General features: G+C 63.6%; 25 protein-coding genes and 1 tRNA gene. 9 read left to right on the top strand and 17 right to left on the bottom strand.

Annotated features, from left to right (window positions below; all coding sequences use genetic code 11):
• The 8 genes from Q0139_RS11575 to Q0139_RS11540 form a co-directional block, all read right to left on the bottom strand.
• Nucleotides 1-881 (bottom strand): SGNH hydrolase domain-containing protein (locus Q0139_RS11575; RefSeq protein WP_298021934.1); only part of this gene is annotated, 881 nt, incomplete at its 3' end.
• Nucleotides 878-1,531 carry a 1-acyl-sn-glycerol-3-phosphate acyltransferase gene (locus tag Q0139_RS11570; RefSeq protein WP_298021931.1) on the bottom strand — a complete coding sequence of 218 codons (654 nt, stop codon included), beginning with the start codon at nt 1,529-1,531 and terminating at the stop codon, nt 878-880. The genes Q0139_RS11570 and Q0139_RS11575, both read right to left, overlap by 4 nt.
• Before the next feature lie 101 nt (nt 1,532-1,632).
• On the bottom strand, nt 1,633-2,055 hold the full coding sequence (locus Q0139_RS11565) for a Fur family transcriptional regulator (RefSeq protein WP_298021928.1): 423 nt from the start codon (nt 2,053-2,055) through the stop codon (nt 1,633-1,635).
• An 89-nt stretch (nt 2,056-2,144) separates the two neighbouring features.
• A complete protein-coding gene (locus Q0139_RS11560; protein WP_298021925.1) occupies nt 2,145-2,567 on the bottom strand; it encodes a MucR family transcriptional regulator in 423 nt (140 codons plus the stop codon).
• A 136-nt stretch (nt 2,568-2,703) separates the two neighbouring features.
• Nucleotides 2,704-3,204, bottom strand: a complete 501-nt coding sequence (gene rimI, locus Q0139_RS11555; protein ID WP_298021922.1) for a ribosomal protein S18-alanine N-acetyltransferase — start codon at nt 3,202-3,204, stop codon at nt 2,704-2,706.
• The gene (gene tsaB / locus Q0139_RS11550) at nt 3,201-3,818 is read right to left on the bottom strand and encodes a tRNA (adenosine(37)-N6)-threonylcarbamoyltransferase complex dimerization subunit type 1 TsaB (RefSeq protein WP_298021919.1); all 618 of its coding nucleotides are present in this window, start codon (nt 3,816-3,818) and stop codon (nt 3,201-3,203) included. The genes rimI and tsaB overlap by 4 nt, the downstream gene beginning before the upstream one ends.
• 6 nt (nt 3,819-3,824) lie before the next feature.
• A complete protein-coding gene (locus Q0139_RS11545) occupies nt 3,825-4,415 on the bottom strand; it encodes a malonic semialdehyde reductase (RefSeq protein ID WP_298021916.1) in 591 nt (196 codons plus the stop codon).
• Nucleotides 4,416-4,445: 30 nt separating this feature from the next.
• Nucleotides 4,446-5,015, bottom strand: a complete 570-nt coding sequence (locus Q0139_RS11540; protein WP_298021913.1) for a NifU family protein — start codon at nt 5,013-5,015, stop codon at nt 4,446-4,448.
• A gap of 132 nt (nt 5,016-5,147) precedes the next feature.
• On the opposite strand from Q0139_RS11540, the gene Q0139_RS11535 reads away from it, so the two are divergent.
• Complete coding sequence (locus Q0139_RS11535; protein ID WP_298021910.1) at nt 5,148-5,522, top strand: DoxX family protein; 375 nt, start codon at nt 5,148-5,150, stop codon at nt 5,520-5,522.
• Between the two features lie 61 nt (nt 5,523-5,583).
• Here Q0139_RS11535 and Q0139_RS11530 read toward each other — a convergent pair whose 3' ends face one another.
• Complete coding sequence (locus tag Q0139_RS11530) at nt 5,584-5,730, bottom strand: hypothetical protein (protein WP_298021907.1); 147 nt, start codon at nt 5,728-5,730, stop codon at nt 5,584-5,586.
• Nucleotides 5,731-5,801: 71 nt separating this feature from the next.
• On the opposite strand from Q0139_RS11530, the gene Q0139_RS11525 reads away from it, so the two are divergent.
• Nucleotides 5,802-7,130, top strand: coding sequence for a DEAD/DEAH box helicase (locus tag Q0139_RS11525; protein WP_298021905.1), 1,329 nt, complete (start codon nt 5,802-5,804; stop codon nt 7,128-7,130).
• 23 nt (nt 7,131-7,153) lie between these two features.
• Here Q0139_RS11525 and Q0139_RS11520 read toward each other — a convergent pair whose 3' ends face one another.
• Complete coding sequence (locus Q0139_RS11520; RefSeq protein WP_298021902.1) at nt 7,154-7,912, bottom strand: aspartyl/asparaginyl beta-hydroxylase domain-containing protein; 759 nt, start codon at nt 7,910-7,912, stop codon at nt 7,154-7,156.
• A gap of 148 nt (nt 7,913-8,060) precedes the next feature.
• Here Q0139_RS11520 and Q0139_RS11515 point away from each other — a divergent pair, with 148 nt between their 5' ends.
• Complete coding sequence (locus Q0139_RS11515) at nt 8,061-8,834, top strand: methyltransferase (protein WP_298021898.1); 774 nt, start codon at nt 8,061-8,063, stop codon at nt 8,832-8,834.
• A 79-nt stretch (nt 8,835-8,913) separates the two neighbouring features.
• Nucleotides 8,914-9,414 carry a hypothetical protein gene (locus Q0139_RS11510; RefSeq protein ID WP_298021896.1) on the top strand — a complete coding sequence of 167 codons (501 nt, stop codon included), beginning with the start codon at nt 8,914-8,916 and terminating at the stop codon, nt 9,412-9,414.
• On the opposite strand, the gene Q0139_RS11505 is transcribed toward Q0139_RS11510, so the two are convergent.
• The 4 genes from Q0139_RS11505 to hslV form a co-directional block, all read right to left on the bottom strand.
• Nucleotides 9,411-10,460, bottom strand: coding sequence for a phosphatase domain-containing protein (locus tag Q0139_RS11505; protein WP_298021893.1), 1,050 nt, complete (start codon nt 10,458-10,460; stop codon nt 9,411-9,413). The genes Q0139_RS11510 and Q0139_RS11505 overlap by 4 nt on opposite strands.
• 18 nt (nt 10,461-10,478) lie before the next feature.
• Nucleotides 10,479-11,786 carry an ATP-dependent protease ATPase subunit HslU gene (hslU, locus tag Q0139_RS11500; protein WP_298021890.1) on the bottom strand — a complete coding sequence of 436 codons (1,308 nt, stop codon included), beginning with the start codon at nt 11,784-11,786 and terminating at the stop codon, nt 10,479-10,481.
• A gap of 147 nt (nt 11,787-11,933) precedes the next feature.
• Complete coding sequence (locus Q0139_RS11495; protein ID WP_298021887.1) at nt 11,934-13,043, bottom strand: FAD-dependent oxidoreductase; 1,110 nt, start codon at nt 13,041-13,043, stop codon at nt 11,934-11,936.
• Nucleotides 13,044-13,061: 18 nt separating this feature from the next.
• Nucleotides 13,062-13,622 carry an ATP-dependent protease subunit HslV gene (gene hslV, locus Q0139_RS11490; RefSeq protein ID WP_298021884.1) on the bottom strand — a complete coding sequence of 187 codons (561 nt, stop codon included), beginning with the start codon at nt 13,620-13,622 and terminating at the stop codon, nt 13,062-13,064.
• An 85-nt stretch (nt 13,623-13,707) separates the two neighbouring features.
• Between hslV and Q0139_RS11485 the strand changes: the two genes are divergently transcribed.
• The gene (locus tag Q0139_RS11485; protein ID WP_298021881.1) at nt 13,708-15,636 is read left to right on the top strand and encodes a PAS domain-containing sensor histidine kinase; all 1,929 of its coding nucleotides are present in this window, start codon (nt 13,708-13,710) and stop codon (nt 15,634-15,636) included.
• Nucleotides 15,637-15,831: 195 nt separating this feature from the next.
• Here the strand turns inward: Q0139_RS11485 and Q0139_RS11480 are convergent, their stop codons facing one another.
• The 3 genes from Q0139_RS11480 to Q0139_RS11470 all read right to left on the bottom strand — a co-directional run bounded on the left by Q0139_RS11480 (nt 15,832) and on the right by Q0139_RS11470 (nt 16,941).
• Nucleotides 15,832-16,245, bottom strand: a complete 414-nt coding sequence (locus tag Q0139_RS11480; protein WP_298021878.1) for a holin family protein — start codon at nt 16,243-16,245, stop codon at nt 15,832-15,834.
• A gap of 102 nt (nt 16,246-16,347) precedes the next feature.
• Nucleotides 16,348-16,424: transfer RNA gene (locus Q0139_RS11475), tRNA-Pro, on the bottom strand.
• Between the two features lie 205 nt (nt 16,425-16,629).
• Entirely contained in the window at nt 16,630-16,941 is a 312-nt protein-coding gene (locus Q0139_RS11470; protein ID WP_298021875.1) for a putative quinol monooxygenase, read from the bottom strand.
• Between the two features lie 166 nt (nt 16,942-17,107).
• On the opposite strand from Q0139_RS11470, the gene yajC reads away from it, so the two are divergent.
• From yajC to Q0139_RS11450, 4 genes are read left to right on the top strand one after another with little or no spacing between them, the layout of a single operon-like run.
• Nucleotides 17,108-17,443: a preprotein translocase subunit YajC gene (gene yajC / locus Q0139_RS11465; RefSeq protein ID WP_298021872.1), complete on the top strand. Its 336-nt coding sequence runs from the start codon at nt 17,108-17,110 to the stop codon at nt 17,441-17,443.
• Between the two features lie 7 nt (nt 17,444-17,450).
• A complete protein-coding gene (gene secD / locus Q0139_RS11460; protein WP_298021869.1) occupies nt 17,451-19,049 on the top strand; it encodes a protein translocase subunit SecD in 1,599 nt (532 codons plus the stop codon).
• Nucleotides 19,046-20,023, top strand: coding sequence for a protein translocase subunit SecF (gene secF, locus Q0139_RS11455; protein WP_298021866.1), 978 nt, complete (start codon nt 19,046-19,048; stop codon nt 20,021-20,023). Before secD ends, secF begins: the two co-directional genes overlap by 4 nt.
• A complete protein-coding gene (locus Q0139_RS11450) occupies nt 20,023-20,403 on the top strand; it encodes an MTH938/NDUFAF3 family protein (RefSeq protein ID WP_298021863.1) in 381 nt (126 codons plus the stop codon). Before secF ends, Q0139_RS11450 begins: the two co-directional genes overlap by 1 nt.
• The last annotated feature ends 93 nt before the right edge of the window (nt 20,404-20,496 follow it).

Genomic DNA, 20,496 nt, shown 5'->3' with positions numbered 1-20,496 from the left:
GGTATGGACCGAACGACGTGAGACATCGACCGCGGCCTAGTCAACCGGGATCGGGTCTTACACAGACAGCTGGAAACCTGCTTCATCATCTGCAGCACACTGTCCTTTGACTGTTCAAACAACGATGCCGCATCGATCACAGTGACGTTGGCACCGCCGGCTGCTCGAACCGCCATATTGCCCGTGACACGCTGTTGGTGAATGCGCTCCTGCTCCAGAAATGGTCCCTGATTGTCCTTCCTCACAACCTCTCTTGGTGAGGTGAAGGGGAGGTAAGGGGGCTGGGTCAGCAGGATGACCTGCCCTGTCCTGGGCACCAGAAACCGCAGGCTCTCGCAAAGTGCCGGACTGCCGGGCGCCAGCATGAACGACCACTTGTGGGTCATGATCACGACATCGGGGGGGAAGTCCTCGACCGCCCGTCGGATGTCCGGCCAGAGTGAAGCCTGCGCTCCCGGCAGGTGGTTGCGCGACGGGCTGGCCAGCACCTGCAGGTTCACGCCCAGTTCGGAGGTGACCCTGGCCAGTGCGCGCGCATACATGGCCGCATGGCTGTCGCCGATCAGGGTAACTGTCCGGTCGCCGCCATGATCAATGAACAGTCCACCTGACGCGATGCTGTCGGCGTCGGCAGCCGGATACCAGGATTGCCGCATCTGGAATCCGCCAAGTGCGGCGAGCAGCACGACTGCCAGTGTCGCGCCAAAGACAGGCAGGTTGCCGCGCCAGCCATTGATCAGCCGTCGCATCGGGCGTTCCACCAGATAGTGCAGCGCGACGCAGACGATCATCCAGATCAGCATCGCCAGGAACCGCAAAACAAAGCGGACCGGCCCGAACCACCCGATCGGCGGGTAGGTTTCGGGCGGCTCGGTCGTCACGCCGCCTCGCGCGCCGTTTCTATGCCGAGCGCATCGGCGATCGCGGTTTCGGCATGGGTTGCCGCGTCGCGGCGGTGGTGCTCGCTCTCCGGCGTGAACGGCTCGAGGAAGGTCAGCGTGACGTTCGCCGTGCCGCGGCGGCTCATCACCTGTATGGCATTTTTTCCCGCCTTCGTCCGGCTGGGCCAGATCACCTCGTCGCGCGCCTCGCCATAGTCGATCGCCACCGGCTGGATCAGGATCGGCTGGTGGTGATCGGGCGGGATGACCGCGCCGAACAGCGCCGGGCGAAAGGGCAGCAGCTCACCGTTGTCGAGTCGGCCCTCGGGGAAGAAGGCGACCGACTTGCCCTTGTGCAGCGCGTTGCGGATCGCACCGGCCTGATCTGCCGCGGCCGAGCGATCGGAATTGGAAATGTAGATCGTCCCCACCATCGTCGCCAGCCAGCCCGCGACCGGCCAGCGCCTCACGCTTTCCTTCGATACGAAGGACGCGCCTGTCGCCCCGCCGAGAACGAGGATATCGATCCAGCTCTGATGATTGGCGGCGTATAGTGTCGGTTGCCGTGCAGGGGTGCCGACGACCGTCACTTTCATGCCGACGGCGCGGCCCGTCCAGCCGAGAAAGCGCTGTGGCCATGGCGAGCGCATTCGAAACAGCCGCCACAGCAGGTGAAGCGGCACACAGAACAATATGAGTCCGAGAAGCCACAAGAGCCGGAATGCCAGTCGCACCGTTTCGAGGCTCCGGATCAGTTGTCGCGGTCGCGCGACACGCCGTACAGTTCCATCCGGTGATCGACGAGCTTGTAGCCGAGCTTTTCGGCGATGCGCCGCTGCAGGTCTTCCAGCTCCTGGTCGACGAATTCGATGACCTTGCCGGTTTCGACATCGATCAGGTGATCGTGATGCTCTTCGGCGGCTGCTTCATAGCGTGCCCGCCCGTCGCCGAAATCGTGGCGTTCGAGGATCCCGGCTTCTTCGAACAGCCGCACGGTGCGGTAGACGGTGGCGATCGAAATGCCGCTGTCGATCGCCGAGGCGCGCTCGTGCAAAGCCTCGACATCGGGATGGTCTTCGGATTCGGACAGCACGCGGGCGATCACCCGGCGTTGCTCGGTGATCCTCAGCCCTTTTTCGTGGCAAAGCTCTTCGACGTCGATTTTCCGGTCCATGAACCGGCTCTAGTCAATTCCCGGCAGGCTGAAAAGAGAAAGGCGGCGGAAAAGCGATCCGCCGCCTTTATCCTGTTCGGGGGAAGGCGCTATTTCTTGCTGCGCACCTTGGTGCCCGGCTTGCGGCCGAGGCCGATCTTCTTCGCCAGATCGCGGCGCTGCTCGGCATAGGCCGGCGCGACCATCGGATAATCCGACGGCAAATCCCATTTCTGGCGATATTCGTCCGGCGTCATGTCGAACGCGGTCTTGAGGTGACGCTTGAGCATTTTCAGCTTTTTGCCGTCTTCGAGGCAGACGATATAGTCCCGCTTGACCGACGACCGGATCGGCACTGCCGGCTCGGGTGTTTCCTCTTCGGCACCGCTATCAAGTGCGGTGAGCGCGCCATGGACGCTGTTGATCAAAAGCGGCAGGTCGGAGACCGCCACGCTGTTATTGCTCACATGTGCCGACACGATATCGGCAGTCAATGTCACGAGCGTCTCGCTCATATCCGTTTCTTCAGTCATTGATCGATCCCTTGATTTCACTGAAACCAAACTGCTCGGTTGCAGTCTGCAACCCCTTAGTCGATGGTTTCGGCCCTATGCAAGGGATATTAAGGCGTCTTCGGTGAATTGTTGAAGGTGGGATTAACCAGCGCAATCACGATGAAATGTTTCTACCGCTTATATTATATGACAAGGTGATCGCGTCATATTTTTGGCCGTCTTTTCCTTTATAGTATTTAGGGCGGCGGCCGATTGTTTCAAAACCCATTTGACGATAAAGATGTTCCGCAGGGTTGTCTTCACGAACTTCGAGATGGATGCGTTTTGCGCCCATCGCGCTGGCATCGTTGCGGCAATGTTCTATCAGCGTGCGGGCAATACCGGCTCCCCGATAGTCGGGATGGACGGCGATCAGGAGAAGTTCGGCCTCGTCTATGATGAAATGGCAAAGCGCAAAGCCCGCCATCTCGTGCGGACCGGTCCGCGCCAGCGTCAGCCAGCAACGCGGTTGCGCGAGCAGGCCCGCACATTGGCCGCGCGACCAGGCTTCGCCGAAGGCCGGATCGAAGGCTGCGTCCATGATCGTCATCACCGCGTCGAGATCGGCGAGATTTCCCTCGACGATGTCGATCGGGCGGGGCGCGACCGTGCTCATTGCTGCGGCTTGGCGTCGGGCGCCCGGCCGTAGATCGGTGCCGGCGGAAGGTTGCGGCGCTCGGCCGGAAGACACGACAGCGCCGCCGCATCCGGCAGAGCCTCGCGTGCTTCGCCTCCGCCGCGCAGTGCAACGACGTCATGTGCGGCGTTGCCGATGACCAGAGGCTCTTCGATCACCTCGGCCGCGGCGTCCGGCCGTAGCGAAGCAAATGGCGCCAGTGACGCAAAGGGCGTTCGTTGGAATCGCTCGACGAACATTTCGCCATGGCCTCCCAGGATCGCGACCGCCAGCCGGTCGGGCGCGTCTTTCTTGGCAAACTCCGCCGCCGCCATCAATGCGAGCGAGGAATAGCCCGCACACTGCGCCTTCCAGGCGAGCGCGAGCGCGCGCGCCATAGCGAGGCCGACACGCAGCCCGGTGAAACTGCCGGGCCCGCAATCGACGAGAACGCGGCCGGCCCGCCCGCGGCCGGGAAGCCCGGCGAGCATGGGGGCGAGCTTTTCGGCATGGCCGCGGCCGACCACCTCGTGGCGATGCGCCACCAGCCGGTCGTCATCGAACAGGGCGACCGAACAGGCTTCGGTCGCGGTATCGATGGCCAGTGTTCGCACCGGACGTCAGAGGACGCTGTTGAACTTTTCGAATTCGGGGCGCGGGCTGCGATCGAAGATCGTCTCCGGGTCACCATAGCCGAGCGTGGAAATGAAGTTCGCCTTGTATTTCGTGCCTTCGAAAAAGGCCGCGTTGACCTTGTCGTGATCGAAGCCCGACATCGGCCCTGTATCGAGGCCGATCGCCCGCGCGGCGATAATGAAATAGGCGCCCTGAAGCGAGGAATTGCGAAAGGCATGTTCCTTGCGGCCTTCGGGATCGCCTTCGAACCAGCTTTTCGCATCGGTATGCGGGAAGAGCCAGGGCAGGTGCTCGTGGAAATCGGGATCCATGCCGATCACGACGGCGGCCGGCGCCGCCTTGATCTTCGGTGGATTCGCCCCGCCCGCGCAATCGGCGAGCCTGTCCTTCGCCTCTTGACTCAGGCACCAGACGAACCGGCCCGGCTGCTGGTTGGCCGATGTCGGCCCCATTTTGAGGAGGCCGTAGATCTGCCGGATCTGCTCTTCGGTGACCGGCTTGTCCTGATAGCCGTTATAGGTCCGCGCGGTGCGGAAAATCGTGTCGAGGCCGTCGGGGGAAAGCGGCGTACCCATGAGGCGTCCTTTCGGTCGGGGAGAGGAAGGCTAAAGCGCGCGGACTTCGGTTACTTCGGGCACATAGTGCTTCAGCAACTGTTCGATGCCCTGTTTCAGCGTCGCGGTGGAGGAGGGGCAGCCAGAACAGGCCCCCTGCATCTGCAGGAACACCTTGCCCTGCTGGAAACCGCGATAGACGATGTCGCCGCCATCGCGCGCCACGGCCGGCCGCACGCGCGTGTCGATCAGCTCGCGGATCTGCGCGACGATCTCGGCGTCTTCGGGGTCGTCGGCGATTTCCTCGTCGGGCACGGCGATCTCGGCGGCGCTTCCCGGTTTGAACAGCGGCGCACCGCTGACGAAATGATCGAGCAGCACCGACAGCACATCGGGCTTGAGGTCGTTCCAGTCGACACCCGGCGCGGCCGTCACCGACACGAAATCGCTGCCGAAGAAGACGCCGACGATATCGCCGTGATTGAACAAGGCTTCGGCCAGCGGCGAGGCTTCGGCCTCTTCGGGCGAAGCGAAATCGCGTGTGCCATTTGCCATCACCTGCTGGCCGGGCAGGAATTTGAGCGTTGCGGGGTTCGGTGTGGTTTCGGTTTCGATCAGCATGACGCCAAGATGGAGCGCCGGGCGGCGAGTATCAAGAAGTCATTGCCCCGAAGACACGGGGCCGCGGATTGACAGGGCAGCGCGCAAGGGCGCACTCTCGCTGCCATAAAAGGAAGTGATGGGGAGGGTGCCATGATCGTCTTGCTGGGCCGAATTTTTCTCGGGCTGATTTTTGTGCTTGCCGGATTCCAGAAAACGCAAGCTATGGAAGGCTTTACGCAATATATGGTCGCGGGTGGCATCCCGGCGTTTCTGGCCTGGCCGGCCGCGCTGTTCGAAATCGCCGCCGGACTTGCGCTCATCGTCGGGCTTTTCACGCGCTCTGCAGCCCTGCTCCTCGCCGGTTTCTGCCTCGTCACGGCATTTCTCTATCACTATGTTCCCGACGATCAGATGCAGATGACGTTGATGCTCAAGAATATCGCCATCGCCGGCGGTATGCTGATGCTATACGCGCACGGCCCCGGAAGACTCAGCATCGATGCGCGGCGCGGCGGTGTTCGTTGACGGGCGGATATGAAGCTGCGGGCTCGCAGAAACAGGGCGAGCACGCAATCTTCTTGCTAATTTAACGCATCGCGCCCATATGCCGCTGCAGCGCAGCAATCGGGCGATCCGTCGCCCCATCAACATCCGGCAGCGTGAACGCCCGCTTTTGCAAGCGGACCCGGCCGGAAATCTTGCGCTGAGGTTTTACCGAGGCTTCCCATTTCACGCGGGTCGTTTCCAACCCGCGACCGCGCGCCCACCGGGCGTGCGCGAGCCTTTGCTATTCGAAAGACAATCATGACCAAATTTTCCGATCTCGGCCTGGCCGAGCCTATTTTGCGTGCGCTTGCCGCGAAGGATTACGACACGCCGACGCCGATCCAGGTGCAGGCCATTCCCGCGCTGCTCGACGGCAAGGATCTGTGCGGCATCGCGCAGACCGGCACCGGCAAGACCGCGGCCTTCGCCTTGCCCTCGCTCGATTATCTCGCCGAAGAGAACGTCCGGCCCGAACCCAAATCGTGCCGCATGCTCGTGCTGTCGCCGACCCGCGAGCTGGCAAGCCAGATCGCTGCCAATATGCGCGGCTATGCGAAGAACCTGCGGATGCGCATCGAAACCGTGTTCGGCGGCGTTCCCGTCGGCAAGCAGAAGCGCAAGCTCGCCGAGGGCGTCGACGTGCTCGTCGCCACCCCGGGCCGGCTGCTCGATCTGATCGACCAGCGCGCGCTGACGCTCGAATGGGTCGAGATCTTCGTCCTCGACGAAGCAGACCAGATGCTCGATCTCGGTTTCATCCATGCGCTCAAGCGGATCGCCAAGATGCTTCCCAACGATCGGCAGAGCCTGTTCTTCTCGGCGACGATGCCGAAGAGCATCGAGCAGCTCGCCGCCGGCTTCCTGACCGATCCGGTCAAGGTCGAGGTCGCGCCGCAGGCGACGACCGCCGAGCGCGTCGAGCAATATGCGACCCACGTCAACCAGCGCGAAAAGCAGGCGCTGCTGACGCTGACGCTGCGCGATGAGGATATCGAACGCGCGTTGATCTTCAGCCGCACCAAGCACGGCGCCGACAAGATCGTCCGCTTCCTCGCGGGCGCCGACATCGAGGCCGCGGCGATCCACGGCAACAAGAGCCAGCCGCAGCGCGAGGCCGCGATGCGCGCCTTCCGCGACGGGCAGATCAAATATCTCGTCGCGACCGATATCGCGGCGCGCGGGATCGACATCCCGGCGGTCAGCCACGTCTTCAACTTCGACCTGCCCAACGTGCCCGAACAATATGTCCACCGCATCGGCCGCACCGCGCGCGCCGGCGCGAGCGGCATTGCCGTCAGCTTCGTCAACGAGGCCGACGAGCGAGGCTATTTGCGGTCGATCGAGAAGCTGACCGGCGTCAAGCTGACGCCGCGGCCGCTGCCCGAGGGCTTCGTGACGGAGGCCGAAAAGCTGCCCAAGCCGGCGCCGAAGGGCGGCGGCAATGGTGGCCGGGGTTCCGGGCGCGGCGGGCGCAAGGCCGAACATGCCAAGCGTCCCGATAGCGACAAGCCGCACCGCGCGCGTCGCAACCGGCGCCGCAAGAACGGCGTCGGCGCCCATCGCGACGCGGTCAAGCGGACCGGCTAGGACAGATCTGCCGAAGGGCGCGCTCAACCGGCGTTGCGCGCGTCCTCCAGATTTTTCAGGCCCGCATCCCAGCTCGCGATATTGGCGCGCGCTTCCTGCACGAAAGGCGTGCGCTTGACCGCCCAGAGGAACGCGCCGCCGATCATGTTGCCGGGAAAATGCGCGGGCCGCTTCACCTGCACGAGCAGGATGAAACGCGTCTCGTTGCTGTCGTTCCACACCTCGTGGCGATAGGTGTCGTCGAAGACGAGCGTCTTGCCCTCTTCCCAACGGACGATCTCTTCATGCACGCGCATCCGGCAATCGCCGGTCTTCGGAACCTGCAGGCCGAGATGACAGGTCAGCAGCCCCTTGGTGACGCCGCGATGATCGGGAATGTGCGTGCCCGGCTTCAGGATCGAGAAAAAGGCGCTGTTGAGGCCCGGGATGCGCGAAACGATCTCGGCCGTTTTCGGACAGCGGGCGAGGTTCTCCGTTACAGGATAACCATAGCCCCAGAGGAAAAAGGACCGCCATTTACCGGCCGGCGCAATGCCCTGATGATCGGGCGATATCTCGTCGAGCGCGGGCACCCGGTCGGGATTGGCGCCGACCGCCATTGCTTCCGCGCGGATCGCTTCCCAATTGTCTTCGAGTAGACGGGTGAAATCGAAAGCAGCAGGATCGAGCACAGGATCATTGGGCACATCGGAACTCTTCTCGATGCGCTTGTCGACCCAGGGCCGCAGCCTCTTGCCGACATTGATGACCCAGGGGCGCGGCGGTTCGACGGTTTCATCCATGGCCCACACTCCATACGCAAAACGGCATTTCAGCGACCCCAATGTGTCCTAGGTCGAAAATTTGTGAATTTTGCGACCGGATACGCCATCGTTTTGCCGGAATGCGATGTCGCGCTATGATGTGCGGCACAATCGGGGGAGAGATGCGATGCGGAAGATTTTGGGAGCGATGTTGGCGGCGGCGATGCTGATGGCGGCGATGCCGGCTGCGGCGGAGCCTGCAGATGTCGCCGGGGCATTCGCGATGGACGACCGGGCCGAACAGGATACCGCGCTCGACGAGAGTCGGCAGCCCGTGGCCGTGCTCGGCTTTCTCGGCCTCGAATATGGCGATGTCGCGCTCGATGTGATGGCGGGCGGCGGCTATTATTCGGAGCTGATGGCGCGCGCCGTCGGGCCCGAAGGCTTCGTGCTGGCGCACAATCCGCCGGGCGTCGTCTCGCAATTCAATATCGAGCAGATTTTTGCAGGGCGCGGTATCGGTGCCGACCGGGTGCCGAACGCGGCGTCGCTTCCGCTGGCGTTCGACGATTTCGTACTGCCGCCCGAAAGCGTCGACTTCGCACTCTTTCATATGGTCTTCCACGATCTGTGGCACGAGGCGGAATCTCTGCCGCGTACCGAGCCCGAGCCATTCCTGGCCCGCCTCTATGCCGCGATGCGCCCGGGCGCGATTGTCGGGATCGTCGATCATGTCGGACCGGCCGGTGTCGATACGCGCGCAGAAGTCGCCGAAACGCACCGTATCGATCCAACCGTAATCCGGCAGGTCATGGAAAATGCAGGCTTCGTGTTCGAGGAGGAATTGAGCCTGCTCCGCAATCCCGATGACGACCATGAGGCAAGCGTGTTCGATCCGGCAATCCGCGGGCAGACCGACCGGGTCGTCTATCGCTTCCGCAGGCCGGGCCGCGGCGACTGATCGGGACCAACGCGCGCCCGCGCAAAGCGCTTGCGGACCGTCCTCTGTCGTGAAATAGCGCCGGCCAGGGAGTCGCCGGATGAACCGCTATGTCATTGCACTTGTTGCGCTTGTCGTGCTGGTCGCGGCAGGCGCTGCCGTCTGGTTCATGATCGGCGGGGAAGGCGGCACGGCCGCCGAAAGTGAGGCTAGCGCGCCGGCGCCGGCACCCTCAGCCGATCCGGAAACCGATATCGGGGATGGGCTCGAAAGCGCCATCGTCGACCCCGACCTCGCGGCGCTGCTCGACAATGCGGCCGAACAGATCAACGCCGAGGCGCCGATCCGCATCGACGAGATCACCACGCTGACGCGGGCACGCGCGCGGGGCCGGCGCATCCGCTACCGCTATGACGTGGCGCAGGAGGTGCCGGCCGACAGGCTTGAGGCCAATCGCGCGCGAATGACGGAGACGACCCGGCGCGACGTGTGCAGCAACGCGACCGATCGCGAGATCATCGAAGCCGGCGCCGAGGTCGAGTTCGCCTATTACGGGCCGGACGGCGACCATTATTTCAGCACGGTGGTCGATCGCTGCTAGTCACTTCTCCGTTCGATCCCCGCGACCGCATCGGTCTCCCCGTCCTCGGCCATTCCGAAATGATCCAGAATCCTGTGCGAAACGTCATAGGCCGGGCCAGCCCATAACGGCACTTTTGCCGCGGCGATGTCCTGCAGTGCCGGGGCGATCCGCTCCGGGACGGTCTCGCCCGTCGCGGTGCGGATGAGCACGCCGGCGATCCGGCCGGGATAGGTCTGCACGGCATGGGCATAGGCCGCGGCATCGCCCTGCGTATCGTCGCCGATCAGGATGAAGCGATGATCGGGATAGAAGGACAGGATATGCTCGATCGCATCGGCCTTGTGCCGGCCATGGCTCGACTTGCCGAGCGTATCGCGGCTCAGACCCCAGTCGCGTAACAGCATCGGCCCGTGCGGCAGGCCGTTCACCGCCATGAATTCGGTGATAAAACCGTACAGGTTCCAGGGGCTGGAAGAGATATAGAAAAAGGGTCGCAACGGCTCTCGTTCGGGGCCCGGACCCGTGGGATCGCCGAGTCGGCCATAGAGTTCGGCGGCGCCCGGCACAGCGACCCGGTCGGACGGCATGTCGAGAAGGAAGCGCCGCCAGTTCGACAGGAAATCATGCGCGCCGGTTTCGACGATCATGTCGTCGATGTCGGAGATGATGCCGAGCCGCTCATGGCCGCCCGGTGCGAGCAGCGACGCCGGGGCGGACTTTGCGTCCTCATGGTCGGGAAGGGTCAGCGTTCCCGTTTCCCACGCCGGATGATGGGGGAGGGCGCGTTCGTCGATCGCTTCGTCGAACAGGACGAAACCCTCGTCGTCGGTTGTGCTCTCCCATCGCTGGCCATGTGCGTCCAGACGGACCGTGACGCCGGCCAGTTCGTGCGAAGCGTAGAGCTGCGCGAGTTTCAGGAATTTCCGCGCGCCTCCGCTGGTCTGCCAGTCGAGCGGGTTGCGTCGAAGCACGCGGGCACGCAGGTGAATGCGGGTTTCGTTGCGAAAGCCCGCATAGCTGGCGATCGAGACCGGGCGGAGGCGGGCGAGAAACGGTAACGGCATTGGCCGCGCCAATCTCGCCTAAAGGACGTATTTGCTCAAGTCGGTGTCGCGGGCGATGTCGGCGAGTTGATCCTTCACATAGGCGGCGTCGATCTGCAGCGTATCGCCTTCGCCCTTGTCCGATCCAGCGGCGAAGCTGACTTCCTCGACCAGCTTTTCCATCACCGTCTGCAGGCGGCGGGCGCCGATATTCTCGATCTCGCCATTCACTTCGGCCGCGATCCGGGCGACCTCGGCAATGGCGTCCTCGGTGAACTCGATGGCGACACCCTCGGTGCCGATCAGCGCGCGATATTGTTCGGGAAGGTTTGCCTTGGTCTCGGTCAGGATGCGAACGAAATCCTCTTCGGTTAGCGCGCGCAGCTCCACGCGGATCGGGAGGCGGCCCTGAAGCTCGGGCAGCATGTCGCTCGGCTTGGCGACGTGGAAGGCGCCCGATGCGATGAACAGCACATGGTCGGTCTTCATCGGCCCGTATTTGGTCGCGACCGTCGTTCCCTCGATCAGCGGCAGCAGGTCGCGTTGGACACCCTCGCGGCTGACCGATCCGCCGCGTACATCGCTGACGGAGATCTTGTCGATCTCGTCGAGGAAGACGATGCCGTTGGCCTCGGCATCGGCGATGGCGGTGCGCGCGACATCATCCTGGTCCATCCGCTTTTCGGATTCCTCATCGACCAGCTTGTCCCAGGCATCGGCAACGCGCATCTTTCGGCGCTTCTTCTGGTTCTGGCCGAACGCCTTGCCCATCATGTCGCTGAGATTGATCATGCCGACCTGGCCGCCCATGCCGGGGATCTCCATCGGCATGCCGCCGGCATCCTCGATCTCGATCTCCACCTCGGTGTCGTTCATATGGTTGTCGGTGATCCGCTGGCGAAAGCTTTCGCGCGTTGCCTCGCTGGCGTTCTTGCCCGTCAATGCATCGAGCAGCCGCTCCATCGCCGCCTTCGCCGCGTCCTCGCGCACGGCCTCGCGCCGCCGGTCCTTCTCCAGCCGCACCGCATCCTCGACCAGGTCGCGCGCGATCTGTTCGACGTCGCGGCCGACATAGCCGACTTCGGTGAACTTGGTCGCCTCGACCTTGATGAACGGCGCATCTGCGAGCTTGGCCAGCCGCCGCGAAATCTCGGTCTTGCCGCAGCCGGTCGGCCCGATCATCAGGATATTCTTCGGCGTCACCTCGCCCTTCAGATCGTCGGGCAGCCGCTGCCGCCGCCAGCGGTTGCGCATCGCGACCGCGACCGCGCGCTTCGCCTCCTTCTGGCCGACGATATGCTCGTCGAGCGCGGCGACGATGGCTTTGGGGGTAAGGGCGTCGTTCATGTCTTCTGTCTCAATCCGTTTCCGTTTGCCCTGAGCTTGTCGAAGGGCTGTCCTTCTTTCCTGTAGTCAAAAGAAAATCAGGGCTTCGACAGGCTCAGCCCCATCGGGAGTAGGTGTTGCCAAAAGATGGGGCGGGACGGGACGCCGTCAACCCTGCGCGCCGCAACGCCAGCCCGCGAGCCAGTCGCGATGCCGCTCGACGATCGCCGCGATGTCTTCGGGCTGCGGCTCGGCCTGCCACTCGCCATGTTCGAACGTCCCGCCGAGAACGATGCCGTCGGGCCGCGGGAACATATATCCCGGCGAGGCGGAATAGGCATATTGGACCTCGGGCTGCGGGATGAGGATCGCGAGCTGGCCGCGCACGGGTTCGAGCACCTCGTCGCCGAACAGTTCGTGCGAGCCGAGGCCCGTGCAGTTGAAGATCAGCGTTTCCGAAAGCGTCGCAAGCTCGGCCCGATCGCGGAACTCGCGCACCGCGACGCCACCACCGGCGATCCTCACATCGCGCAGCAGCGAGGCGAGCCATCGGCCCGTCTCGACATACATCGTCATGTACCGGTCGACGCGATCGGCAGGGAAGGGGTGCGCGTCGGGGGCCAGCGATTCTCGCCCCGGGTAGAAAGGGCGGAGGTCGGGGCGGAGCGTGCGATGGCCCTGGTCGTACGTCGCGATCCAGCGAATGCCGTAATCCTCACCGACATCGATCTGCATCCGCCGACGCGTATAGTCGGCTGCCAGACGTTCCTTGGCCAGCCATTCCTCGGTGACATGTTCGCGTTCGAAATGGGTCGAGGGCAGGATTTGCCCGCCCGCGATGTTCGACGTCGTGTTCGGCGGCAGCGCCTTGGCATAGATGTTCGCCTGATAGCCGGCTTCCTGCAGCAGGCGCGCGCAGGTCAAGCCGAGCGCACCGGCTCCCAGCACGGCGACCGGCCCGTAATGGCCGGGCAAACCGAGCACCAGGGCTTCGCGCGACGAACCCCAGCTCAGCGAAATGCCGCCGCCGCCATGGCCGTAATTATGGACGACGCGTTTCTCCCCGACGGCTTCCATTTCGACGCGATAGCCCGAGCGGCGATAGGGGCGCAGGCCCGCCACGCTGCGGATCACCCGGTCGGGCGCGACATCGAGGCGGGGGAGACAGGTTGGCGCGGCCGAACCGGCGATCGGGCGCGAGGCGAGATTGGTGCAGCCGGCCAGCGCCAGCGCAGCCGATCCGGCGGCGAAATCTCGGCGGGTCAGGAACGCGGTCACGCCGCTGTCCTTAACCCGTCAGCCCTTGGTGTCGAGCGTTTCGATGGTCAGCTGGTCGTTGGTGTAGACGCAGACATCGGCCGCGATCTGCATCGCCTTGCGCGCGATCTTTTCGGCGTCCTTTTCGTAATCGAGCAGCGCGCGGGCCGCGGCCAGCGCGTAATTGCCGCCCGATCCGATCGCCGCGAGGCCGTCCGACGGCTCGAGCACATCGCCATTGCCGGTCAGGATCAGCGTCACATCCTTGTCGGCGACCGCCATCATCGCCTCCAGGTTGCGCAGATATTTGTCGGTGCGCCAGTCCTTGGCAAGTTCCACCGCCGCGCGCATCAATTGCCCGCTATGGCGCTCGAGCTTGCTCTCGAGCCGTTCGAACAGCGTGAAAGCGTCTGCCGTCGCGCCGGCAAAGCCGCCGATGACGCTGCCGTCGCCCAGCCGCCGTACCTTGCGCGCGTTGGGTTTCATGATGGTCTGGCCCATCGACACCTGGCCGTCGCCTGCGATGACGACCTTGTCCTTGTCGCGTACCGCAAGGATGGTCGTGCCGTGCCAGGTGATGTCGTTGCGATGATCGGTCATGGAGGTGGATATATGGTGTTGGAAAGGCCTCGCAAGTTCGGTTTTGGTAAGAAGCTGTAAACCATTTTCGCATAGGCCGAATCCCATGGCGGATTGGGGCGTAAATATGGACCGGCTGCTGGATGACCCGGGCCTTCGGCAAGTGATGGCCGAAGTCACTGAATTTGCACTATATGAGCTGGACACCGAGGGCATCTGCGTGCGCTGGGAATCCTATTCGGCCAACTACAGGGCGAATGTGGCGGCGCAGGTCGTGGGGAGGCCGCTCTCGGACTTTTATCCGGAAGGCGCCAAGCCGGGCGAAGGCTATGGCGACAATCTCCGCAGGGCCGTGGAATTCGGGCGGGCGGATGGCGAGGGCTGGCGCCTCAGGCTCGATGGCGGCCGCGCCTGGATGCGTTTCGTCATTCTGGCGAAACGCGACGAGGCAGGGGAACTCACGGGCTTCGTCGGCTTCACCTACGACGCGAGCAGACAGAAGTCGTTCGACGAAAAACTTTCGGTCAGCGAAAAAGCGTTCCGTCTGCTCGTGCAGGGGATCAAGGATCATGCGATCTACATGCTGGACCGCACCGGCCGGGTGACGAACTGGAATCCTGGCGCCGAAAGGATCAAGGGTTATACCGAAGACGAAATCGTCGGCGAGCATTTCTCGAAATTCTACACGCAGGAAGATCGCGACGCGGGAAAGCCGGCGCGTGCGCTTTTCGAGGCTCGCGAAACCGGCGAGTTTCATGAGGAGGGCTGGCGGATCCGCAAGGACGGGACACGGTTCCGCGCGGATGTCACGATCCAGCCCATCTATGACGATGACGGCCGGTTCGCCGGCTTCTCCATGCAGGTCCGCGACATCTCGGAATGGCACGAGACAGGCGAAAGACTGGCCCAGGCGAACGAGGCGCTGCTCCAGTCGCAGAAGATGCGCTCGCTCGGCGAACTGACCGGCGGCATCGCGCACGATTTCAATAACCTGCTGACCGTCGTGCGCGGTTCGGCCGAATTGCTCAAATCGGACCGGCTGACCGAGGAAAAACGCCTGCGCCACGTCAATGCCATTATCGAGACAGCGGACCGCGCCGCCGAACTGACGAGCCAGCTTCTGTCCTTCGCGCGCCGCCAGCCGCTGCAGCCGCAGGTGATCAATCTCAACGTGATGATCGCCGATATGAGCGATCTGATCGCCCGGTCGATCGGTTCCAACATCCGCGTTCTGAACGCCACCGCGCCCGATCTGTGGCAGATCAAGGCCGATCCGACCCAGCTTCGCAACCTGATCCTCAACGCCGCGATCAACGCGCGCGATGCGATGGAGGAACAGGGCACGCTGACGATCACGACGCGCAATGTCAGCGGCGAGAATGGCGAGGAGGTCCGGCTTTCGATCTCCGATACCGGAATGGGCATGCCGCCCGACGTCCGGGCACGCGTCTTCGAACCGTTCTTCACCACCAAGGGGCCGGGCAAGGGAACGGGGCTGGGCCTGTCCCAGGCCTATGGCTTTGCCGTGCAGTCCGGCGGCCGCATCGACATCGCGAGCACCGAAGGCCGGGGCACGACCCTCAAGCTGTTTCTGCCGCGGCATCATAGCGTGGAAGATATTGTCGAAGCGCCGGTATCCGAAACGGGCGATGCCGTGCCGCGGGGTACGCGGATCCTCCTCGTCGAGGACAGCCGCACCGTGGCGCAATTCGCCCAGTCGCTGCTCGAGGACATGGGCTGCGAGATCGTCCACGCCGCGAGCGCCGAAGAAGCACGGATCGCCCTGCAGGACGACCCTGCCGGCTTCGATATCGTCTTTTCCGACATCGTGATGCCGGGAGACAGCGGACTCGATCTTGCCGCCGAGGTCCGGCAGCAGAAACCGACACTGCCGATCCTGCTCGCCACCGGTTACAGCGAGGCGGCGGCGCGCGGCGAAGGCGGCGAATTCCCGATCATGCCCAAGCCCTATCGCCGCGAAACACTCGAAACGATGCTGGGCAAGACGCTGAGGGCTTTCCAGCAGGCGGCGTAGTTTTGTCAGAAACTTCCTTTCGGAAGTTCGCCGCACCGGCCCGCACCCCCACCCGGCCTCCCACTGAGCGTATCCTGGATGGGAGGCCGGGTGGGGGTGCGGGCCGGTGCGGCGCCGAGCCGTAGGCGAGGCCTGACAAACAAAACAACGACCAACTTTACACCTGCTTGACACTTGCTTGACGCAACCGACCCCCTACCGGTCCACGCCCTTGATCTTGCCCCATTGCCGGGCGGCGGTGTAGCCGAGATAGCCGGTGCCGAAGAGCGCATAGAGTGGCTCGGGGATGCCATTGAGGTAAGCGTTCATTCCGGCCGCGATATTCTGCGCGGCCTCGGGGCGGATCGCGGCGATCAGGCCCATGGGGAGCGCCCAGAGCAGCATCGCATACATGACATAGAGGAAACTGGGGCGCGCCCGGCTGGTCCAGGGATCGGCCGATTGCGCTTCGGCGACGACAGCGGACAGTTGCACGCGCAACGCCTCGGCCTCCTGCGTACCCTCGAGCTTCAGCAGTTCGAGCTTCGCGCGTTCGCGCGCTTCGCGGTCGGGAAGGATGCGGTCGATGACGGTGGAAATCGGCCCGATGAGGCCGGTCAGGATAGACATGGACGTTTCTCCGGTTCTAAAGGGGGCCGGAAAATATCCCATATGGTACAGCGTAGGACAGCGAAAACGGCTTTTGTGGTTTCGGCCCTGCGAGAAAATTGCTGGTCGGGGCGACTGGATTCGAACCAGCGACCTCCACACCCCCAGTATGATGCGCTACCGGACTGCGCTACGCCCCGATCCAGCGGGGCGCGCTTTAGGGCGCGGCGGCGCGGTTGGCAAGGTTGGTTGAATTGTCAGGCTCGACCTTTCGGTTGAGCGCCGCACCAGCCTTCCCCCCACCCGGCCTCCCACGAGTGTATCCTGAATGGGAGGCCGGGTGGGGGAGAGGGCTGGTACGGCGACTTCCCGATAGGGAAATTCTGACAAACTAAAACCCTTCCCTCAATCTCCGCCGAGCAGCGTCCGCCCCTCTTCGGCCGGATAGGCCTGCACGCTCGCGCCCAGGGTCTTCGCTCCCGCCATCGCCTTGTTGAATTCCGCCATGTGCGCGCTCTTACCATGCGCATTGAGCGCCTCCTGATTGGCCCAGCGTTCGGAAATCCGCATCGTATCCGGGTTTTCGACCTCGCGCGAATAGACGTAGAGCAGGCATCCCTCCTCCTTGCGCGTTTCCTCCATCATCGTCAGCGCCTTGTCCCGCAGCCGGTCGATCTCTCCCTCGGCAAGTTTGATCCAGCCTTCGACGATGATCATGGTCTCTCTCCCCAATTTCGATATCAGAATGTCCCGCGCACACTAGTGCGCCTTTCGCGCAACACCAATAGAAGTTGCGTAATGGCCGCCCGCCGTGATAGGCGCGCGCCATCTTGTCGGTCGCTACAGGCGCCCCATATTCCGGTTTTTCAAACAGGTCCGCAACATGTCCATTTCACCCGTATTGGCAAGCGCCGCACCGAGCGGCGGCGGCGCGACGAGCCTGATCGTCAATATTCTCCCGCTCGTCCTGATCTTCGTCATCTTCTGGTTCCTGCTGATCCGTCCGCAGCAGAAGCGGATGAAGGAACATCGCGACATGATCACGGCGGTGAAGCGCGGTGATCGCGTGGTCACCGGCGGCGGGCTGCTCGGCAAGGTCACCAAGGTGATGGACGAGGAGGTCGAGATCGATCTCGGCGGCGGACAGAAGGTCCGTGCGATCAAGTCCACGCTTTCCAGCGTCACCGGCCCCAATGCGGGCAAAGCCGCAAACGACTGATACATTCATGAACGATTTTCCGCCCTGGAAGGTCTGGAGCATCACGATCATGCTCGTGATCGGCGTGCTGCTGTCGATCCCGAGCCTGCTGCCCCAGGCGCAGCGCGACCAGATACCGAATTTCCTGCCGCAGCCTTCGATCAACCTCGGCCTCGATCTGTCGGGCGGTGTCCATATCCTGCTCGAAGCACAGACCGAGGAATTCCTCGCCCAGCGCGTCCAGAACATGGCGGACCATATCGAGGATTCGATGGACCGGGCGGACGTCCGTATCGGCGACATATCCCGTAGTGGCGGGCGGGTCAGTTTCACGGTGCGCGACGAGGCGCAGCTTGACGAGGCGATGGAGATCGCGCGCGCGCAGACCGAGGGTGTCGGCCTGACCGGCCAGCGCGACTGGAATGTCGAGAATGTCGATTCGCTTCGGATCGTCATGACCCCCACAGAGGCCGGCAATGAAGCCGCCATCGACTCGGCGGTCGGCAATGCGACCGAAGTCGTGCGCATGCGGATCGACGAATTGGGCACGCGCGAACCGACGATCATCCGTCAGGGCGCGCAGCGGATCGTGGTCCAGGTGCCGGGCCTCGACAATCCCGACGCGCTGATGAGCCTGCTCGGGCGGACGGCGAGCCTCGAATTCCGGCTCGTCAATTTCGATGCCAGCGCCGAGGACTCGCTGTCCTGCAACGCGCCGATCGGGAGCGAAGCCTTTCCCTATGCCGACGCGACCGAGGGGCAGGGCTGTGTGATCGTGCAGCGGCGCGTGATGGTTTCGGGCGACCAGCTCGTCAACGCGCAGCAAGGCTATGACCAGCAGACCGGCCAGCCGACGGTCGACCTGACGTTCAATGCAGAGGGCGGGCGCGAGTTCGGCCGCGTGACGCAGGAAAATGTCGGCCGGCCGTTCGCCATCATCCTCGACGACGAGGTGCTCTCCGCTCCGCGGATCAACGAGCCGATCCTGGGCGGCAATGCACAGATTTCGGGCAGCTTCTCGGTGCAGACGGCCAGCGAACTCGCGATCGCGCTGCGCTCGGGCCGGTTGCCGGTCGAGCTCGCCGTGGTCGAGAACCGCACGGTCGGTCCCGAACTCGGCCAGGAATCGGTCGAGCTGGGCGGGCTTGCCGCGATCATCGCCACCGTCGCCGTGATGGCGTTCATGATCGTCACCTATGGCCGGTTCGGCGTCTATGCGAATGTCGCGCTGGCGCTCAACCTGTTCCTGATCCTGGCAGTGATGGCGCTGATGGATGCGACGCTGACCCTGCCGGGTATCGCCGGCTTCGTGCTGACGGTCGGCGCGGCGGTCGACGCCAATGTGCTGATCAACGAGCGAATACGCGAGGAGCAGAGGCGCGGGCGAAAGCTGATCGATGCCGTACAGACGGGTTACAAGGAAGCCAGCCGCGCGATCTTCGATGCGAACATCACGAACGTCATCGCCGGCGTGCTGATGTTCTCCTTCGGCTCGGGCCCGGTGAGAGGCTTTGCCGTCGTGCTCGTCATCGGCATCATCACCTCGGTTTTCACCGCCGTCACCGTGACGCGGATGATGGTCGCGGTCTGGATCCGGCGTAGCCGGCCCAAGGAGCTCCACATATGAGGCTGCTCAAGCTCGTTCCCGACGATACCAATATCGGCTTTCTGAAATGGCGGAACATCGCCATGGCGATCTCCTTCATGACGATCGCCGCCTCCTTCGCGCTCGTTGCGATCAAGGGCCTCAATTACGGCGTCGATTTCGCCGGCGGCCAGATGATCCAGGCGACCTTTACGCAGGATCAGGAGGCGCCGGTCGCCGAATTGCGCGAAGAAATCCAGGGTATCGGAATCGATGGCGCCTCGATCCAGCGCTTCGGTGAACCCAATCAGGTCAGTGTTCGCCTGCGCGAGATCGAAGCCGAAGGCGGCGATGTCGAAGTCGCCCAGTCGACGGCGGAACGCGTTACCGAGATGATGGAAGAGAATTTCCCGGGCGTCCGGATCGATTCGGTTGACTCGGTTTCCGGCAAAGTCTCGGACGAACTCTACTCGGCCGGCGCCTGGGCGCTCGGCCTCGCGATGCTCGCGATTTCGATCTACATCTGGATCCGGTTCGAATGGCAGTTCGGCGTCGCTGCGCTGTTCGCGCTGTTCCATGACGTGGCGCTGACCTTCGGGTTCTTCGCGCTGACCCAGCTGGAATTCAACCTCAACATCGTCGCTGCGATCCTGACGATCATCGGCTATTCGCTCAACGACACGATCGTCGTTTTCGACCGCATTCGCGAGAATCTGCGCAAATACCGCAAGATGGAAATTATCGCGCTGCTCGACCTTTCGGTGAACGAGACGCTCGCGCGCACGGTGATGACGAGCTTGACGATGCTCGTCGCGCTCGTGGTGCTGCTCTTCGTCGGGCCGGAGGTGATCTTCGGGTTCACCGCGGCGATGACGCTCGGCATTTTCGTCGGCACCTACAGCTCGGTCTATATGGCCGCGCCGATCCTGATCTGGCTCAAGGTCGGTCCGGACACCTTCGTACCCGACGATGCGCGCGGCCCCAAGGCCGAGCATAAGGAGGGCTATACCCGCTAGTGGTTTCGCTGAACCGCGAGGACGAGGCATCGGGGCCGGTGGTTTCCGGTTTTGCCGGCAATGCCTTTCGCGTCGCGGACCGGATCGTGCCCGGCGGGCTCTGGCTGACGCCCGACGATGCGAAGGATTGGGACGCGCCGTCCGTCGAGGCGCTCGAGGCGTCTTCGCTCGCCGGGCTGCTCGCCATTTCGCCGCCGCCCGAATTCCTGCTCCTCGGCACCGGCGATATGCTCAAACGCCCGCCAGCGAAATTCGTGGCCGCTTTGGAGGCGCAGGAGATCGGCGTCGAAGCGATGGACAGCCGCGCCGCGGCGCGCGCCTGGGGTCTGCTGCGCGGCGAAGAACGCTGGATCGTCGCCGCGCTGATGCCGCTGGGGTAAAGTTGGTATTGTCAGTCTCGACCTTTCGGTCGAGCGCCGCACCAGCCCGCACCCCCACCCGGCCTCCCATGAGAATACACTAAGTGGGAGGCC

The organism is uncultured Parasphingopyxis sp. (genome assembly GCF_937129435.1).
Lineage (GTDB): Bacteria > Pseudomonadota > Alphaproteobacteria > Sphingomonadales > Sphingomonadaceae > Parasphingopyxis.
Note: the sequence above shows the minus strand (reverse complement) of the source record. Positions and strands in the feature narration are given on the sequence as shown.

Bases quoted from the DNA above. Each gene is read 5' to 3' on its own strand.
- Q0139_RS11570 (WP_298021931.1), bottom strand. From the start codon at position 1,531: ATGCGCTCGCCATGGCCACAGCGCTTTCTCGGCTGGACGGGCCGCGCC.
- Q0139_RS11565 (WP_298021928.1), bottom strand. From the start codon at position 2,055: ATGGACCGGAAAATCGACGTCGAAGAGCTTTGCCACGAAAAAGGGCTG.
- Q0139_RS11560 (WP_298021925.1), bottom strand. From the start codon at position 2,567: ATGACTGAAGAAACGGATATGAGCGAGACGCTCGTGACATTGACTGCC.
- rimI (WP_298021922.1), bottom strand. From the start codon at position 3,204: ATGAGCACGGTCGCGCCCCGCCCGATCGACATCGTCGAGGGAAATCTC.
- Q0139_RS11545 (WP_298021916.1), bottom strand. From the start codon at position 4,415: ATGGGTACGCCGCTTTCCCCCGACGGCCTCGACACGATTTTCCGCACC.
- Q0139_RS11540 (WP_298021913.1), bottom strand. From the start codon at position 5,015: ATGCTGATCGAAACCGAAACCACACCGAACCCCGCAACGCTCAAATTC.
- Q0139_RS11535 (WP_298021910.1), top strand. From the start codon at position 5,148: ATGATCGTCTTGCTGGGCCGAATTTTTCTCGGGCTGATTTTTGTGCTT.
- Q0139_RS11525 (WP_298021905.1), top strand. From the start codon at position 5,802: ATGACCAAATTTTCCGATCTCGGCCTGGCCGAGCCTATTTTGCGTGCG.
- Q0139_RS11520 (WP_298021902.1), bottom strand. From the start codon at position 7,912: ATGGATGAAACCGTCGAACCGCCGCGCCCCTGGGTCATCAATGTCGGC.
- Q0139_RS11515 (WP_298021898.1), top strand. From the start codon at position 8,061: ATGCGGAAGATTTTGGGAGCGATGTTGGCGGCGGCGATGCTGATGGCG.
- Q0139_RS11510 (WP_298021896.1), top strand. From the start codon at position 8,914: ATGAACCGCTATGTCATTGCACTTGTTGCGCTTGTCGTGCTGGTCGCG.
- Q0139_RS11505 (WP_298021893.1), bottom strand. From the start codon at position 10,460: ATGCCGTTACCGTTTCTCGCCCGCCTCCGCCCGGTCTCGATCGCCAGC.
- hslU (WP_298021890.1), bottom strand. From the start codon at position 11,786: ATGAACGACGCCCTTACCCCCAAAGCCATCGTCGCCGCGCTCGACGAG.
- hslV (WP_298021884.1), bottom strand. From the start codon at position 13,622: ATGACCGATCATCGCAACGACATCACCTGGCACGGCACGACCATCCTT.
- Q0139_RS11485 (WP_298021881.1), top strand. From the start codon at position 13,708: ATGGCGGATTGGGGCGTAAATATGGACCGGCTGCTGGATGACCCGGGC.
- Q0139_RS11480 (WP_298021878.1), bottom strand. From the start codon at position 16,245: ATGTCTATCCTGACCGGCCTCATCGGGCCGATTTCCACCGTCATCGAC.
- Q0139_RS11470 (WP_298021875.1), bottom strand. From the start codon at position 16,941: ATGATCATCGTCGAAGGCTGGATCAAACTTGCCGAGGGAGAGATCGAC.
- yajC (WP_298021872.1), top strand. From the start codon at position 17,108: ATGTCCATTTCACCCGTATTGGCAAGCGCCGCACCGAGCGGCGGCGGC.
- secD (WP_298021869.1), top strand. From the start codon at position 17,451: ATGAACGATTTTCCGCCCTGGAAGGTCTGGAGCATCACGATCATGCTC.
- secF (WP_298021866.1), top strand. From the start codon at position 19,046: ATGAGGCTGCTCAAGCTCGTTCCCGACGATACCAATATCGGCTTTCTG.